Source organism: Calditrichota bacterium (genome assembly GCA_013112635.1).
Lineage (GTDB): Bacteria > Calditrichota > Calditrichia > Calditrichales > J004 > JABFGF01.
In genome coordinates this window covers 520,041-536,607 of the sequence record JABFGF010000002.1, presented here as the reverse complement: position 1 = coordinate 536,607, position 16,567 = coordinate 520,041, and the positions used below count along the sequence as shown (strand labels likewise).

Below are 16,567 nucleotides of genomic sequence, written 5' to 3'. Positions count from 1 at the left end.
TATTCATTGATTTTGCTGCCGATCATTTCTGAAAATTATTTATTGCACTTTGATAAATCTCAATAATAGTCGTATGAAAATGAAACTGAGTTTTGAAAATAGAAAAGAAAGAGGTTTTTGGAGCCGCGCCGGCAATCTGATAGTTATCTTCCTCGTCCTTGCTATTTTGATGATTACGAGCGCATTTATTGAGCTGAATCAAAGCAAATCTGAACAATTGGCATTAATGCGTGAGCAGGCTCATTCTTTATTGGAATCAATAATTGTTGCATCTACAAATTCACTATTAGCCAATGAAGAGCTTGAGCTAAGTTATCGAAACAGGCTGCTAAATAATGCTGTATTAATAAAGGAAATGTTTGAAAAAGGGATAATAAATAATTCTGTTCTCCGGCAACTGAGCAAAAAAAATAATATTTATCGGGTGAATATTTTTAATAACAAAGGGCAAAAAATATTTTATAGTCATGAACAGAGCCATTTTAATGCTAAGCAGAATTTCTCACCAAAAGATGTTTTAAGACCAATATTTACCGGTGAAGAGGACACTTTGATTTTTGGCCTCAGACAGGCGCGTTATGAGGATGATGAAATTCGTTATGCAATTGCTATCGCTGCAAAAAATAGATCGGCAATTGTTTTAAATGTAAATGCTGCTGAAATATTGGATTTTCGGAAAAATATCGGATTTGGTGTTTTGCTCCGTAAAGTATCAGAAAGCCCATCCATTATTTACCTTGCGTTGCAGGACTCGAATCATATTTTGGCTGCGGCAGGCTCGGTTAACCAACTTAAGCCTATAAATGACTCACCTTTTTTAAGCACAATCCTGTCGGATTCTATTTTTGATACCCGTCAGATAAATATTGATACAGTCCAGGTTTTTGAAGCAGCCCATCCTTTTGTCCATCATGAAAAGGTGGTTGGTTTATTCAGAGTGGGTCTATCAATGGAACCGATTCAGGCAATAAACAGCAGGGTCTTCAGGCGCATTATTGTAATTACAATATTTCTCATTGTTCTTGGCACAATATTTCTGACCATCTTTTTTACCCGCCAAAAGTACGATTTGCTTCGTCAGAACTATGATATTGTAGAAACTTACTCTGGAAACATTATTCAAAATGTGAGTGATGCCATTATTGTAGCCCATGAAGAGGAAGGTATCACTGTATTCAATTCCGCAGCAAAAAAACTGTTTAACAAGAATGAAGCGGACATCTCCGGTAAATCGCTAAAATTTCTGTTGGATTCTCCCGTTTGTGATGATCTTTTTTCAATGCCCTCATCTATTCGCCATTTTGAATGCGACATAGATGGAGAAAAAAAATATCTTCTCATTTCTAAAAATGAAATTGCTGACAAAAATCTGCACAATATTATTCTTGTAATCCGCGATTTGACCCAGGAAAAACTGATGGAAGCACAAATGCATCGTAATGAGAGACTTACAGCGATGGGAGAATTGGCCTCCGGAGTAGCCCATGAAATAAGAAACCCATTAAATACGATAGGTACAATTGTTCAACAATTGGACAAAGATTTTGAACCTGTTTCGGATAAAAGGGAATATCATGAGTTGGCCGGATTGGTGTATAATGAAGTGAAAAGAATTAATGAGACAGTTCAGGATTTTTTACGCTTTTCCAGGCCTGAACCGATTCAGCCTTCATTGTTTCCTGTTACTGATTTAATCAATCAAGTTGGCTTGCAATATAAATCAGCTGCAGAAGTACAAAATATTAAATTAAACATTGATATTAATTGGCATGGCGAGGTTTATTGGGATAACCGTCAAATTAAACAAGTGCTCATAAATATTATCCAAAACGCTATTGAGGCCGTAGAAAAAAGCGGGAAAATATTGTTAAGTGTTAATCCTCTTGATAAAAAAACTTTGGAAATAATAATACAAGATGATGGCAAGGGAATGACTGAAAGTGAACGAAATAATATATTTAATCTCTATTTTACAACCAAGGCAAGGGGAACCGGAATTGGCTTGAGTATTGTTCAAAGGATTGTTTATGAACATGGGGGAATTATATCTGTGAACAGTGAGCCCGGAAAAGGAAGCGCATTCGTAATTAAACTTCCAATCCGGATTGATAAATAAGTGTAAAACAGACCCTGCTAAAAATTACAGATGCTTCAATTTTGATTAATTTTTTATGCTGAGCTTGCCCTATATTTTCTTACAACCAAAAATATTACGACCCAAACCATAGATCTGAAAACCATTGCTTTTACACTTTGATCTGCAACAACAGAGCTAAAAATTGTTAACAGGGAAATTAGCACACTAATGTGTCCAACTGTTATAATCCCTGAAACCAATAGTGCTTTTGCCTTCTCTTTCATAATCAGATACCCGGCAAATATAGACAGAGCCCCCATTGAAACATTATACTTAACTAACCACATTAAAACATTATAATCCTGAACAAGCGATCCTGATAGAACACGTGTTCCCATAATTACGGCTAACAAACCTAAAATAAATGCAACGATTGCAGCAAGCTTAACTATTATATTTTTCATCAGTAGTTTCCTTTTAAAAACTGTATTTAAATTTTGTATAAATCATATCATTCTGATCGTATTGTCCAAAGCTCCCTTCATCTCCAGTAAAAATATTGGCGCCAAACTGGACTTCAAAACCATCGGACAAATCATAAAGCAAACGTGGCCGGATTAGGGCATCATTATTATTTAATCCGACATACGTGAATAATTCAAAAGTAAGGGTTTCTCTTAGAAAATCACGCCGTGCCAGGAATGTCATAGTATTTTCAAACTCATCCTGGTCGATTAGCTTGTCATAATCTAAAATAGCCTGTTGTATAAACTGCCCGCTTATGTTTATATCCCATAGCGAATAGTCCATACCAATTAGGTAATGGATGTAATCTTTTTGTACCACGGCATCATGGATCGCCGGATCGGCTGTATTAAAATATTTACCACTATAAAAAGCACCTTCACCACGGAGAACAACCCCGGAAACTGTGGTGCTGAAACTACCACCGGCAATTGTCAATCTGTGATGTTGTGGAAAAACAGTTAATCCAGTTAGTTGCATTGTTTGCGGATCAATTGTTTTTGTTATATGCATGGTTGGATCATCATCCCAGGCATAACCGGCCATTATTTCAAAATCCGCAAACGAAGTTAGAGCAGAATATTTTGCAAAAATTTCACTATTTTGCAGGGAGGCTTCAACATTACGCTTGGAATTATCAAACTCCGGCTGGATTGGAAAATCAAGTTGTGGAAACCAAAGCGAACCTTCTTCCGGCATGGCCGTTGGTGTAAATGACGGCAGCCAGACAAACTCCAGAGTATTATCGCCGTTATAATAATTTGCCTTTACTGCTGTAACACCTGTTCGAATCTCATCAAAATCGGGTAGAAGGAATTCACGTAAATCTTTTGGTGATATTATGTCAGTTATAAACACACCATCTGCTTTTCCCCATATGATTTGTTGCTTTCCAATACGCAAATCTATGGAATCAAAAAAGATATCCATGTATACTTCACGCAAACCTAGTTCAAGTTCACTATCCGTATAATAATAAAGAAATGGGTTTGCCTTAAACGAAACCATATCCTTGCTATGTTCAACATTAAGGTTAAATGTATTTTGCAGTATTGAATACTCGTTGTCACCGCTGGTTAGTACACCGGTGTAGTTACGGACATATCCATTGAAACTGAGTGATTGGGCTGATAAAGCCGTAGAAAGTATCAAAACTATTGCAACAAATAAAACATTGATCCTGTTCTTCATTCTAAACAAAACGCAGTGAAGAGAAGAATCTCCATTTTTGATGGGGATGCTTCGCTTGAGTTCAATATGACGCAAATCTGAGAAAAAGGCTTTTTTCATTTTAAACCTCTTTTCATCATCCGCTCTGTAAATTTATTATCCGCAATTCCACCATCAATTGTAATGTTTTGCAGTTTCATATTTGTTGTATGGTTCTTTTGGTGATTCTTCATTTCTGATTCTGTAATAATCCAGAATCCATTAATTTTTTCGTACTTTTTTACAGTGAGTGTTTTCAAAAACTCTTCATCTTCATCATAAAATTCTTTTTTCAGACCGATCCATTTGTCTTTGATAATCCAGGAAATTGTTTTGGAATACATGTATTCCTCATCCTTAGGCAAACTTTCTACGACATAACAATCTTGATCATTAAATTTTTCTTCACGCAAAATTTTATGTGTATCATCTGTAGGGTGGCGGTCACCTAAATCATCATAAGTGAAGTCCGACCCCATAAAATTATCACTTTTACTGTCACTAGAAATTCGTTTGGTTTTTTTTAATGCAGGCAGGTAAATCCACTGATCATCATCTCTGCCTTTTTCGTCATAACTCCAGTTCATAAATGAAGTGTTACGAACATCAGCAGGGGCCATAAAAAACATAATTTTCTTTTCAACCTTATTAAACTCTTTGCTGAATTGCTTGATTTCCCGAACCCGTTGTTCTCGGCGAGAGTTAATAAGGGTCATAGTCAACTCAGATTGCATATTATTCCCTTCGGGCCTGTCGTAAACATTTTGAATTATCTCAAGACCGCTGGGTTTGGTTTGCGCCACTAAAAAAAGTGGAAATGTAAAACTTAGCAGTAATACTATGATTTGAAATTTAATGACCTTCATTTTATTTCTCCTATTTAGATTTATTATTTTTAAAATAAACATTACCAACATATAATATGATGAACATAATTGTTACTGTACCAAGAAAACTGGTGAACATATTTAACGAAACCAATGCTCCCAGAGAACGGTTTGGGGGAAATACAGAAGCAAGAAGAACAAGGAAACCCGCTATTACTACAAAAGCATTAAATATAATTGCCCTTCCGGAATGCAGCATTGCCTTACGAATAGTTATAGCTTTATCTTGTGTTTGTAGGGCATAGATTTTATATCGTTCGATAAAGTGAACAGAGTAGTCAATCCCAATACCAATAGCTATGCTGGAAACAAGCGCTGTAGTTGTGCTCAAAGGGATATTAAACAAACCCATTATTCCAAAGCTTATTAAGGCAGTTATGGCAATTGGCACTGCGCCGATAAAACCAATAGAGACTTTTTTGAACATAAATGAAAGCAAAACAACAATTATTATCAGTGATAGCATCAGGCTTTTTATTTGCCCTTCAAGGATTAGATCGGTAAAAACCAATCCTTTATAGCCGGAACCGGCGTATTTGATTTCAATATTTTCAGCTTCTAATGGTGCTTTAAATTTTTCGACAACATCAATTGCAGTATTAATTGCTTTAGAATTATCGCTTTTTAATTGCAGGGTTACATTGGCTTTATTGTATTTATAATCAACTACTTTCCATAGATTTTCAGGGTCCCCAGACATTTCATATAATAAAAGATATTGGGCAATTAGTTCATCAGATTCCGGGATTGCATCAAACTCTGAGCTGTCTGCATGCATCACCTTATTCATTCGTTTCAGATAATCAGCAAGGGAAAAACTATTACCGACCAGAGGCAATGTTTCGGCTTCACTTTGCATTTCATCTATTAATTTTAAAGCTTTTGGTTGTTTAAAAGTATCTTCTTCTTTGCCTTGAAGGATAATATTTAAAGTGCTTGTTCCACCAAAATTTTGATTGATAAAGGCATCAGTCAACACAATATCACTGTCTAATTCGAACTTTTCTAAAAAGCTGGAATTTATCCATACTTTACCGATCCCCACAATCGAAAGAACTGAAATAACAGCAACAGTAATTATAGTAACATACTTATATTGCACTAATTTTTCTGCCAGTGTGAAGGCAATATGGCCTGATTCTTTCTTTTCTTTTTCAGCTATTTTTTTACGTTTTGGCAACCCAAAAAGTAAAACTCCTACGGGGATTAAAACCAGTGAAAAAACCATAGCCATAAGTACACCAAACGCGGTGAACAAGCCAAAATACTTTATTGGGTAAACTTCCGATGTTAAAAGAGAGATAAATCCTACGGCAGTTGTTATGGAAGTCATTACAACGGGTTTCCACATACCATGAATCATATCACGAACAGCATCCAATTTACGCGCATTTGGATTAGATAATAAAAAGAGATCGAGATGGCTGTAAAGGTGAATTCCATCAGCGACACCAATTGCTATCAGCATAACAGGGATCATTGTAGACACCGCATAAATAGGAATGTTTACAGCAGCCATTAGCCCAAAAGTCCAAACAGTACTAAAGAGCACAACAAGCATTGTAAAGATTGTATTTTTAATACTGCGCATTACCCCAAGCAGGACCAAAATAATTACAACGAGTACAATTGGCACCATTCGTTTCATATCAGCAGGACCAAGAAGTGCCATGGTTCCTTCTACGATAGGTCTGCCCGCTACATGTAAAATTTCGGGTCCTTCAAACTCTTTTGCCAGGTTTAGAATATTATTATAAAACTCCTGAGAAAAGACATCATCTTTAATTTCTGCAATTATGACAGTTACTTTTTCATCTTCTGAAACAAGGCGCTTATAAATCATCTCGTTCGAGCGGACTTTTTGTTGTATTGCCTGCAACTTTTCATCCGTTTTGGGTACACGTTTAAAAAACGCTTTAACATCCATTCCATCTTCAGTACCGATAATATTATCTGCTGTGTATAAAGATGTGACATCTTCTTTTTCAATCTCATCCATTTTTTGCAGGGTTTTTGTAAGGTCTTTAACCTTTTGTAAAGTCTTACTATTATAAACCCCTTCCTTGCTTTCAATGGCGATGATGATGCCATCATTTATATTAAACCATTCCTCGGCCTGGTTGCTATAAACAAATGCCGGATGCTCCTGTGGCATATATTTATCAAGATCAGTTTCCATTCTTGAGTTTTCTTTCATTGCCATAAAAAACCAGGCAGAAATCAGAATGGTAGCTGCAATTGCAAACCATGGATATTCCAAAACCTTATTTAATATCTTTTCCATAACTCTCCTATTTTTAATTTTGCCCTACAAGAAGTGAGCACTCACTCTCTTAAATATAAAAAAATTTATTTGGTTACAATTTGCTTAATACTTTCCCAAAGCTTGCCACCTTCATTTTGCAAATCAAAAGAAAAACCGGATAGTCTCCACTGGGTAACAATTAATCTTAAGGCCCCGGTAATTAAAAGTGATAATTGTTTTGCTGAAATATCTACGCGGAGTTGATTGGCTTGTTGGCCATCTTCAATAACCTCTTTTATTACAGCTTGGCTCTCCAGCATTATTGAATAGACCCGTTCAGAAAGTCGCTTGTCATTCTGGAAAATTTCTTCAGAAAATATGACCGCTGTAATAGATGGGTTTGCAGTAAACTGGGCAAATCTCTGTTGAAATAAAGACTCTAATTTTGTTAAGGCATCAGATTTTTCAGAAGATTTTATCTTCTCAAGTGTGGAAGTTCTATTCGCCTTAAACATTGTTAAAATTCCCAACAAAATATCTACTTTGCTGTCAAAATGCCTGTAAAGCGCACCTTCCGCCAAACCAATCTTTTTTGAAAGGTTTTTAATAGTCAATTGCTGAATACCATTTTCTGCTATTAGTTCAATAGCCGCTTTTATTATTTGTTCTTGTCGTTCAGAAAACATTCCATTCTTCCGTTTTTGTGAAGTGAGCGTTCACTCTCAATATAAACAAAGTAATTCCTTTTTGTCAATTATATTTTTCTAAACTAACCTAAAACTTTGCTTTTTTGGAAAATGCAGCTTCATAAACTCATTGTTTTAAGTAACAGGTACTATATTATTAAAGGGCTTAACTTTTAAACTTACCGCGACCAGATAGTTTCTACGCTCGCCGCTTAGGTCGAAGAATACACAATAAAATTAAGGATACGTACTTATTAACCTGCTAAAAACAATAGACTTAGTGGCTTTTATTATTTTTGGCATAGCTTTTGAAATACTTTGGCCCAAAAGAGTTACTTACTACAATACAAACCAAAAGGAGAAAGCTATGAGACGCTTCAACTTAATTTTAACACTCGCAGTCACATTACTGTCATTTTTATTTACTTCATCTGTTTTTGCCCAGGATTCTTCACTGGTTCAAAAAAAGAATCAATACAAAAAAGAAGTAAAGCAAAACAAAGGACAAAAAGGCGCACTTGGTTTTGTTGATGAGAATGGCGATGGTTATAATGATAACGCACCAGACGATGATGGTGATGGAATCCCAAATGGTCAGGATGAAGACTATACCGGGCCTAAATTGCGCCAAGGCAACGGCAAGGGATTTGTAGATGCTGACGGAGATGGCATTAATGATAATGCAATGGATGATGACGGAGATGGTATCCCTAATGGTCAGGATGCGGATTTTGTACGCCCACAAGATGGAAGCGGACGGCAGAATAAAAATGGCAAGGGCGGCCAGGGAAAAGGAATGAAAGGTTCTGGTAATGGGTCCGGGTTGGGAACTGGAGATTGTGATGGAACGGGCCCCAAAGGCAACAAAAGAAATAAAGGTAATGGAGGAAAATAACTCCTCGCATAACCTCTTTCTTCATGACTGGCCCCGGCAAACAACCGGGGCTTTTTTTATGCCAAACCCGCTAAAATCACACCAACAAAATAGGCAGCAACTGCAGCAAGGCCGCCAACTACCAACATCTCCGTTCCTGAAGAAAACCAGTGTCTCTCGGTAATTTTAGATTTTAACGCTCCCAGGAAAAACAAAGTCGAACCTGTTAAAATACTAGCGCTGACAAAAGGATTAACGGCAATTGCTGGAAATACAAATGTTAATAAGTGAATTACTAATGGAACAAATCCAAAAACAGCAAAAGAGAAGAAAGTAACCAGGGCATTTTTAATTGGAGATTCATCGTCCTGAATAATGCCAAGTTCTTCAACCATCATTGTATCAACCCACAATTTTTTATCCTTGGATATGATGTTCACAATAGTGTTTGCATCTTCTTTGCTAATGCCTTTATTCATGTAAACTTCTAAAAGTTCCTTTTTCTCACCATCAGGGTAATGTTCAACTTCCCATTTTTCGCGTTCATATTCTGCTTTGTTATATTCATTCTCTGCTTTTGTACTAAGGTAGTCACCTATGGCCATAGAAAGGCCGTCGGCGATCAGATTGGCAAATCCTAATATGAGAACGATGCCGGCAGAAAGTGATGCCCCTGCAACGCCTGCAACTACTGCAAAAGTAGTAATTATTCCATCAAGGCCACCATAAATAAGGCTTTTAATGTATTGTCCTTTTTCCTTCTTATGCGGCTCTTTGTTTGTTTCGTCATGGGCTTTACGCATTTCTTCAATATCTTTTGCTTTATATGCACTTCGCGCTTTCTCAAGATTTCGTGATAACATTGTCTTCCGTCCAATTTTTAAGATTATTTTTTAGAACAACTAATATATAAAAAAATCATGTACTTTATTTCGACAAGTTGGGACACACCTCGCCCTGATGGACGAAAATCGATTCATCAGCATAAGAAATACAAATATATAATTCTTACAAAAACAGCAGCTTAGCTACTCCTTTAAATTTTGGCATGGTTATACGCAAAGTGGAATAACAAGATATTTCTTTTGTTTATGAAAATCTTTTACGAGGTTCCAGAAACCATTTAAGGGCATATGTAAAAAATCTCAGCTCGAATGGTTTTGAATATGAACCTCAATATTTAAGTGAAGAAGCTTATCTGGAAATTATGAGTGGTGATCATGAACGTGGAAAATAAAACATTTATGTTCTACAGCCGATCCTTGGTTTTTTCTAGCAGGGGCTTTTTATCGCCCATCTGGGCGAATGGATGACCATACAGTCGAATAACCACCTTCAGCTTTCTCGCTATGAACACGCTAATCCCTTTAACAACAATGTGTTCAAATTTGGCATAAAAGTTGAAATATTATTTAGTAGCAAAATAAAATTAATATTTTTTTGAGGAAATATGTTACTTAAAAACCTAATAGTTTCTTTTTTTATAGTAGGAACTTTACAGGCACAATTTACAAAAAGTATAGATATCTCGTCTTTTTATGATGACAATCTTTTTCGTTCGCCGGATCCGGTTTCTGATTTGATTACTGATTTAAGTCTCGGTTTAAAATACAAAGCTGAAAAATCGAATATGAGCTATTTCTATAATGGAAGTTTATTGTTTTATCAGGATAATGCCCTGAGAAATTTTTCGATGCATAGTTTAGGGTTTGATAATTTTGTCAATTTTGGAAAAGACGATTATCATAGTTTTTACTTTGGAGCAAACTGGGCCCTTCGAAAAAACGGCGAGGATTATAATTATTATGATTATGATCAGCTTTTCGCCTATACAAATTTCCGCTTGGATCTGGATGGGCTTTTTATAAAAGCAGGGTATAATTTTCGATATCGCAGTTATACAAACATACCCGACCTGACAAATTACCGGCACTTTATTTTTCTCCAGGCAAACAGATCTTTTGAATCAAAGACAACAATTATCCTGGAAACACACTTTGGCTATAAATCTTTTACCGGGCAGGATTATTTTTCTACAACACGAATTGATACCATATCAAATGGTAGAGGTAAAGGAAAAATGTCGGGTTCTGATTTACAGACAAGCACAAATACTTCCATTTTAGAAATCCCAAGTTTAAGCCAGGTTGTTTTGCTGGCACGAGTTACGCAATCACTGCATAACAAAGTTGGAATTTATTTACAGTACCGCCGTCAATTTAGCTTAACAGATAGAACAAATTTTCTAAACTCGAACAACTTTTACCAGGATGAGGAGCTGTTTGATGATCCTTTTAGCTATGAAAGTGAAAGTGTGTCATCTCAGCTAACCTGGGTTTTGCCCTGGTTTATGAAAGTAAAAATTGGGGGCAGTTTACTCTCAAAAAATTATATTAGTGAACAGGCTTATACTTCTTCTCAAGACACATCCGCAGAAGGTGGAATCCGTCTTGATGAAAGAAAATACTACTATTTAAAACTGAGTAAAACACTTCACTTAAAAAAGGATTGGGTAAAATCGCTTCACTTTAATCTTGATTACAGCTATATTCGAAATGAGTCGAACAGTTACTGGTATGATTACAAGAATGCAGTTATTGGTGGCGGAATCCAATGGAATTTTTAGCAAATGGACAAAATGAATTAAGGAAAGAAGATGTCCGAATTTAGAATACTTTTAATAGATGATGAACCTTCACAGATTATTTCAATCAAATCTTTTCTAAAGAGACGTAAGTTTACAGTATTAACCGCCAGTTCCGGGCAGGAGGGAATATCTATTATTCAAAATATCGGAGCTGATTTAGTTTTTACCGATTTTCGTATGCCGGGGTTAAATGGTCTTGAAGTTGTAAAAGAAGTAAAAAGTCTAAATCCTGAAATTCCGGTAGTGGTTATGACAGCCTTTAGTGATACAGAAGATGCTGTAAAAGTTATGAAAGAGGGAGCCTTTGATTATCTATCTAAACCTGTAAACCTGGACGAATTAGAGGCTCTTGTAAACAAAGCAAAAGAGCATAACTATTTAGTATCTGAAAATAAATTGCTAAAAGAACAGCTTAAAGGAAAGTATAAATTTGACTCCATTATTTCCCAAAGTGGTGAAATGGAAGAAGTACTGAATACGGCTGGAAGGGTGGCAAAGAGTAAAGCAACGGTTTTGGTTCGCGGGGAAAGCGGCACAGGAAAGGAGCTTATTGCAAAGGCGATCCATTATGGAAGTGACCGAAAAGACAAACCACTTATTACGGTAAACTGTGCAGCCTTGTCAGAAAGTTTACTGGAAAGCGAATTGTTTGGTCACGAAAAAGGCTCTTTTACCGGGGCGATAAGCCAACGAACAGGGCGGTTTGAACAGGCAAATGGTGGAACATTGTTTATAGATGAAGTTGGCGATATTCCAATGCAAACCCAGGTTAAGTTATTACGCGCCCTTCAATTTGGTGAATTTGAAAGAGTTGGTGGTCAACAGACAATTAAAACAGATGTCCGCGTTATTACTGCTACAAATCGTGATCTTGAAAAAATGATTCAGAAAAATATATTCCGTGAAGATCTGTTTTATCGCATCAATGTTGTTACGATTATGCTGCCTTCCCTTCGGGAAAGGAAAACTGATGTCCCTGTTCTCGTACGTCATTTTTTGAGTAAATATTCTGCGGAGAACAACAAAAATATTGAAGGGTTGAGCAAAGAAGCTTCTGACTATTTAATGCGCTATCATTTTCCGGGAAATGTCAGGGAGTTGGAAAATATTATAGAACGGGCTGTTGTTATGGCCCGGGAAGAAATCATTACAACTGGGGATTTACCGGCGGGATTGGCTTCTTCGACTGAAAATGAAATTCTTGATCCATTTAATTTTTCCGCGTCTTATTCTGATAAAGTAGCTGCTTTTGAAAGGGCAATGATTGAAAAAACACTTGAGTTAAAGCAAGGCAATCAAAGCAGGGCTGCGGAATTACTTGGGATTTCTGAAAGACATTTAAGATCAAGAATGCAAAAATTGGAAATTATAAATAACAAACGCCTGAATTAGATTGAAGGTAAAAATGAAAGCAAAACGAAAATTGGTTTTTTCTCTGTTTATTTGCTGTATTTGTTTTTCAAATAATATATATGCCCAGGATTCGACCAAAAGCAAAGAAAAAAAGGTTCAGCACAATTCATCTTTTGTTGATAAGGATGGAGATGGTTACAACGATAATGCTCCGGATCATGACGGGGATGGCATTCCAAATGGCTTAGATCCCGATTGGCAGAAGCTGAAGAAAGAAAAAAGTAATCAAAAAGGCAAACGCCGGTTTGTTGACCTTGATGGAGATGGAGTTGATGATAACCTTGAAAGCGATGTCAAGACTATGCAAAAAATGGATAACCAATTAAATAAAAACGGATCAGCACTGGAAGGCAATAATAATAAAAATTCAAAAGGCACAAAGCAAAAAAGGCAGGGAAAAGATAATTAATCTTCCTTTGTAACCTTCGCTTCATAGAAACCATTAATGATAACTTTGTTATAAAGGTTGTGTCCCCAGTTAGTCATTGGGTTTAAACCTATCAACTAATAAAGTTCGTCCAGTCGCCCTAAGTCCTTGTTAATATGAAATTTAGCAAGGGCTTTTTTTGTTGTGGTAAACAGAATAGTAACACTTTTCCCCAAAAGTGAACAAGACTTTAATAATATTCCCGCATACTCTAAAAGCCATCTGTTTTTTTTCTTGATAAATTCCCAGAGTGTTGGCACATCAATTCCTTTTTTTCACTTTCATAATAACGCCTGTTGATGATCATGGCAGAAGTTCACATAGAAAAATCCAAATTGAATTAGAATCAAATATCTAAAATATTGATGCCTTTTGACCAGCAATGCGTAAAAATCGGTCTTAATAATCTCCTGCTATAGTCAAAGCTCATTTATTTTGCTCAAAATACTATCTCATTTTTTTGTAGAAATTTTTCGTGTACAAATTTTATGGAATTTTGCACATTTAAGCATCTAATAGAATGAATCTAAGGATTACGAAAAAACTAATATGGAGATGATAAATGAAAGTTCAAGAACTCATTGAAAAACGTGAAGAACTAGAATCAAGCATCGCAAAACTTTTAAACAAATTCCATGATGATACTGATATTTGGGTACAAGATATTATGTTTAGTTGTGGAAGGGTTAGCACTCTTAACGATGAAACAGTTCAGTACGACTATTATGTAAATGCTTCGTTAGAGGTATAACAACGTCTTTCAATATTATTGTCATTCTAAATAGTTTTGTTGGTTCAGTTATCACAGTTATGTATGCTAACATACAATTTTTCTTTTAGATATTTTAGAACGAATTACTATAAAGTATGCCCTTTCTAATATAAAGTTAGTTTGGGCTATTTCTTTCTAATGACCAATTCTGAATAATTGGACTTCAATAACTGCAAAGTATTCAACTATTCCCTTAAACAAATTATGGATTTGGATTTCCTTTTTTTGTAACCTTCGCTCTATGAAAAGGACAACAATTCTATTATTAATTTTTTATATCTTTAGTATTTCGTCTGTTCCTTGTTGCTATGAAGAAAATTGCCCAGGAGAATCTAATACGGAGCAAACATCCAAATCTGATCAACATGAGAAGGAAGATACAAACAAGAATTGCACTCAATTTTTTAACTGTGGGAGTTGTAGTGGTTTTACAATATCCTATACCAATATTTCAAGAATGTATCAATCTCCAACCGACCTTTCATCCCCATATCTTTATTACACACCAAATGATTTTATTGCCCGGATCTGGCAGCCTCCTATTTAGAAAATAATCCTCTTTTTGGTGTTTCAATAATTATAATACATTTTATTAACATAATAGGAAGATGCAATTATGCAGAAGTATATTTTATTATTTTTGCTGTTAATGGTTACAATAGCATGGAGCCAAAACAGTTTTAAGGCAATTGTCAAAGACCATGACACAGATCAACCGCTTGTTGGAGCCAATGCAGTTTTGGCTGGTACTACAATCGGCGGTAGTGCCGATCAAAATGGTTTAATAATAATCGATAATATCCAGGATGGTGAACAACAAATCACATTCAGTTATATAGGTTATGAAGCTAAAACCGTCAACTATATTTTTCCGCTCAATCAGAAATCTGCAGAAGAAATATTTTTAGAACATCATGAAGAAGAGACGGAATCAGTAATTATTTCAGCTACCCGTTCCAGCCGCACAATAGCCGATAATCCGACCCGGGTTGAAGCAATTGCCGGAGAAGAACTTGATGAAAAAGGAAACATGAAGCCTGGCGATATCAGGATGCTTCTCAATGAAAGTACCGGGATCCAAACTCAGCAAACATCAGCAACATCATACAATTCAAGTATCCGCATTCAAGGACTGGATGGAAAGTATACACAAATCCAAAAAGATGGCTATCCGCTCTATTCAGGCTTTTCCGGTGGTTTAAGTTTGTTGCAGATTGTTCCGCTCGATCTTAAACAAGTTGAGGTTATCAAAGGCGCTTCATCAACACTTTATGGCGGTGGTGCAATAGCCGGATTGGTGAATCTTGTTTCCAAAGTACCAACTGAAAAACGCGAGTTAAGCTTTTTGCTTAATGGAACGTCTGCATTGGGACTTGACGCAAGCAGCTTTTACTCTCAAAAATTTGATAAAATCGGGACAACGATTTTTCTTTCGTACAATTTGGGCTCACCATATGATCCGGCAGATATCGGCCTGACTGCAATCCCTGAATTTAGAAGATATACAATCAACCCAAAGTTGTTTTATTATCTAAATGAAAACACAACTCTAAACGTGGGATTTAATACAACAATTGAAGACCGGACAGGAGGGGATATTGATTACATTGAAGGGAACGCGGACAGCCTTCATTCCTATTTTGAAAAAAACAATACAACACGATTTAGTGCACAATCCGGGTTAGATTATAAAATATCTGAAAAATCAAAATTATCATTTAAAAATAGTTACAGCTACTATGACCGAAGCGTAAAAATTCCTGACTTTGAATTTTCCGGGGAACAGCTATCTTCATTTAGCGAAGCAGCTTTCAATCATTTCGGCCCCAAGTTTGAATGGATTATAGGGCTAAATCTCTGGACAGATAAATTCAGCCAAAGAAAGTTTGGAACTTCACAACCGGTCGATTATGAACATATCACATTGGGTGCTTTTGTACAAAACACTTGGACTGCAACGGATAAAATCAGCTTGGAATCCGGTTTACGTTTTGATCATCAAAATGAATATGGTGATTTTGTTTTACCCAGAATTGCACTTCTTTATAAATCCAGTTCAAACTTAACTTTCAGGCTTGGTGGAGGAATGGGTTATAAAACACCAACGGTTTTTACAGAAGATGCAGAGCGACTGCAATTTAAAAATGTTTTGCCAATAGATGTAAGCGAAACGAAGGCCGAAGAGTCCATTGGGACAAACTTCGATATCAACTTCCGCACTTTGCTTTCTGACGAGGTTACATTTAGCATAAACACACTGCTGTTTTATACACAAGTGAAAGACCCAATTGAGCTAATGTCTGCTATATCCGGACTAAACGAGTTCCAGCAAATTGATGGTTATATCGACACCAAAGGACTTGAAACAAATATTAAGCTTACATACGATCATTATAAATTATTTATCGGTTATACACATGCTGATGTAAACAAAGATAACAACGGAAAAACAAGTTCATTTCCTTTAGTCGCCAAACACAGATTGAATAATGTGTTAATGTATGAAGTTCATGATGAGCTGAGAATTGGGTTAGAAGCCTACTATTTCAGTCCGCAAAAACTAAACGATGGAAGGACAGGCAAAGAATATTGGATTATGGGACTAATGACTGAAAAAATGTGGGAAGGCTTTTCTTTATTCTTAAACTTTGAAAATTTTCTGGATACGAGGCAAACAAAATTCGAAACAATTTATAGCGGATCAAAAACAAACCCAGTCTTTAATGATATTTATGCACCGGTAGATGGATTTGTTATAAATGGTGGTATAAAAATAAAGCTTTAGAAGAAAAAAAGGGAAACAGA

14 protein-coding genes are annotated in these 16,567 nt (G+C 36.0%); 8 read left to right on the top strand and 6 right to left on the bottom strand.

Going from position 1 to position 16,567, the window contains the following annotated elements:
• Positions 1-73: 73 nt before the first annotated feature.
• Positions 74-2,116 (top strand): GHKL domain-containing protein, encoded by a 2,043-nt coding sequence (locus HND50_07490; protein ID NOG45057.1) that lies wholly within the window; start codon positions 74-76, stop codon positions 2,114-2,116.
• Positions 2,117-2,169: 53 nt separating this feature from the next.
• Here HND50_07490 and HND50_07485 read toward each other — a convergent pair whose 3' ends face one another.
• The 5 genes from HND50_07485 to HND50_07465 all read right to left on the bottom strand — a co-directional run bounded on the left by HND50_07485 (position 2,170) and on the right by HND50_07465 (position 7,629).
• Entirely contained in the window at positions 2,170-2,541 is a 372-nt protein-coding gene (locus HND50_07485; protein NOG45056.1) for a hypothetical protein, read from the bottom strand.
• Positions 2,542-2,554: 13 nt separating this feature from the next.
• The gene (locus tag HND50_07480) at positions 2,555-3,892 is read right to left on the bottom strand and encodes a hypothetical protein (GenBank protein ID NOG45055.1); all 1,338 of its coding nucleotides are present in this window, start codon (positions 3,890-3,892) and stop codon (positions 2,555-2,557) included.
• Entirely contained in the window at positions 3,889-4,677 is a 789-nt protein-coding gene (locus HND50_07475) for an outer membrane lipoprotein-sorting protein (GenBank protein ID NOG45054.1), read from the bottom strand. The genes HND50_07480 and HND50_07475 overlap by 4 nt, the downstream gene beginning before the upstream one ends.
• Before the next feature lie 10 nt (positions 4,678-4,687).
• Entirely contained in the window at positions 4,688-6,982 is a 2,295-nt protein-coding gene (locus tag HND50_07470; GenBank protein ID NOG45053.1) for an MMPL family transporter, read from the bottom strand.
• Between the two features lie 65 nt (positions 6,983-7,047).
• The gene (locus HND50_07465; GenBank protein NOG45052.1) at positions 7,048-7,629 is read right to left on the bottom strand and encodes a TetR/AcrR family transcriptional regulator; all 582 of its coding nucleotides are present in this window, start codon (positions 7,627-7,629) and stop codon (positions 7,048-7,050) included.
• 367 nt (positions 7,630-7,996) lie between these two features.
• On the opposite strand from HND50_07465, the gene HND50_07460 reads away from it, so the two are divergent.
• Positions 7,997-8,524, top strand: a complete 528-nt coding sequence (locus HND50_07460) for a hypothetical protein (protein NOG45051.1) — start codon at positions 7,997-7,999, stop codon at positions 8,522-8,524.
• A 56-nt stretch (positions 8,525-8,580) separates the two neighbouring features.
• On the opposite strand, the gene HND50_07455 is transcribed toward HND50_07460, so the two are convergent.
• Entirely contained in the window at positions 8,581-9,366 is a 786-nt protein-coding gene (locus HND50_07455; protein NOG45050.1) for a hypothetical protein, read from the bottom strand.
• Between the two features lie 215 nt (positions 9,367-9,581).
• Between HND50_07455 and HND50_07450 the strand changes: the two genes are divergently transcribed.
• The 6 genes from HND50_07450 (at position 9,582) to HND50_07425 (ending at position 16,547) form a co-directional block, all read left to right on the top strand.
• On the top strand, positions 9,582-9,740 hold the full coding sequence (locus tag HND50_07450; protein ID NOG45049.1) for a DUF2202 domain-containing protein: 159 nt from the start codon (positions 9,582-9,584) through the stop codon (positions 9,738-9,740).
• Positions 9,741-9,953: 213 nt separating this feature from the next.
• Positions 9,954-11,129: a hypothetical protein gene (locus HND50_07445; protein ID NOG45048.1), complete on the top strand. Its 1,176-nt coding sequence runs from the start codon at positions 9,954-9,956 to the stop codon at positions 11,127-11,129.
• A gap of 30 nt (positions 11,130-11,159) precedes the next feature.
• Entirely contained in the window at positions 11,160-12,542 is a 1,383-nt protein-coding gene (locus tag HND50_07440) for a sigma-54-dependent Fis family transcriptional regulator (GenBank protein ID NOG45047.1), read from the top strand.
• A gap of 13 nt (positions 12,543-12,555) precedes the next feature.
• Positions 12,556-12,972: a hypothetical protein gene (locus HND50_07435; protein NOG45046.1), complete on the top strand. Its 417-nt coding sequence runs from the start codon at positions 12,556-12,558 to the stop codon at positions 12,970-12,972.
• Positions 12,973-13,552: 580 nt separating this feature from the next.
• Positions 13,553-13,741 carry a hypothetical protein gene (locus HND50_07430; protein NOG45045.1) on the top strand — a complete coding sequence of 63 codons (189 nt, stop codon included), beginning with the start codon at positions 13,553-13,555 and terminating at the stop codon, positions 13,739-13,741.
• 637 nt (positions 13,742-14,378) lie between these two features.
• Entirely contained in the window at positions 14,379-16,547 is a 2,169-nt protein-coding gene (locus HND50_07425) for a TonB-dependent receptor (protein ID NOG45044.1), read from the top strand.
• Positions 16,548-16,567: the final 20 nt, after the last annotated feature.

Bases quoted from the DNA above. Each gene is read 5' to 3' on its own strand.
- HND50_07490 (NOG45057.1), top strand. From the start codon at position 74: ATGAAAATGAAACTGAGTTTTGAAAATAGAAAAGAAAGAGGTTTTTGG.
- HND50_07485 (NOG45056.1), bottom strand. From the start codon at position 2,541: ATGAAAAATATAATAGTTAAGCTTGCTGCAATCGTTGCATTTATTTTA.
- HND50_07480 (NOG45055.1), bottom strand. From the start codon at position 3,892: ATGAAAAAAGCCTTTTTCTCAGATTTGCGTCATATTGAACTCAAGCGA.
- HND50_07475 (NOG45054.1), bottom strand. From the start codon at position 4,677: ATGAAGGTCATTAAATTTCAAATCATAGTATTACTGCTAAGTTTTACA.
- HND50_07470 (NOG45053.1), bottom strand. From the start codon at position 6,982: ATGGAAAAGATATTAAATAAGGTTTTGGAATATCCATGGTTTGCAATT.
- HND50_07465 (NOG45052.1), bottom strand. From the start codon at position 7,629: ATGTTTTCTGAACGACAAGAACAAATAATAAAAGCGGCTATTGAACTA.
- HND50_07460 (NOG45051.1), top strand. From the start codon at position 7,997: ATGAGACGCTTCAACTTAATTTTAACACTCGCAGTCACATTACTGTCA.
- HND50_07455 (NOG45050.1), bottom strand. From the start codon at position 9,366: ATGTTATCACGAAATCTTGAGAAAGCGCGAAGTGCATATAAAGCAAAA.
- HND50_07445 (NOG45048.1), top strand. From the start codon at position 9,954: ATGTTACTTAAAAACCTAATAGTTTCTTTTTTTATAGTAGGAACTTTA.
- HND50_07440 (NOG45047.1), top strand. From the start codon at position 11,160: ATGTCCGAATTTAGAATACTTTTAATAGATGATGAACCTTCACAGATT.
- HND50_07435 (NOG45046.1), top strand. From the start codon at position 12,556: ATGAAAGCAAAACGAAAATTGGTTTTTTCTCTGTTTATTTGCTGTATT.
- HND50_07430 (NOG45045.1), top strand. From the start codon at position 13,553: ATGAAAGTTCAAGAACTCATTGAAAAACGTGAAGAACTAGAATCAAGC.
- HND50_07425 (NOG45044.1), top strand. From the start codon at position 14,379: ATGCAGAAGTATATTTTATTATTTTTGCTGTTAATGGTTACAATAGCA.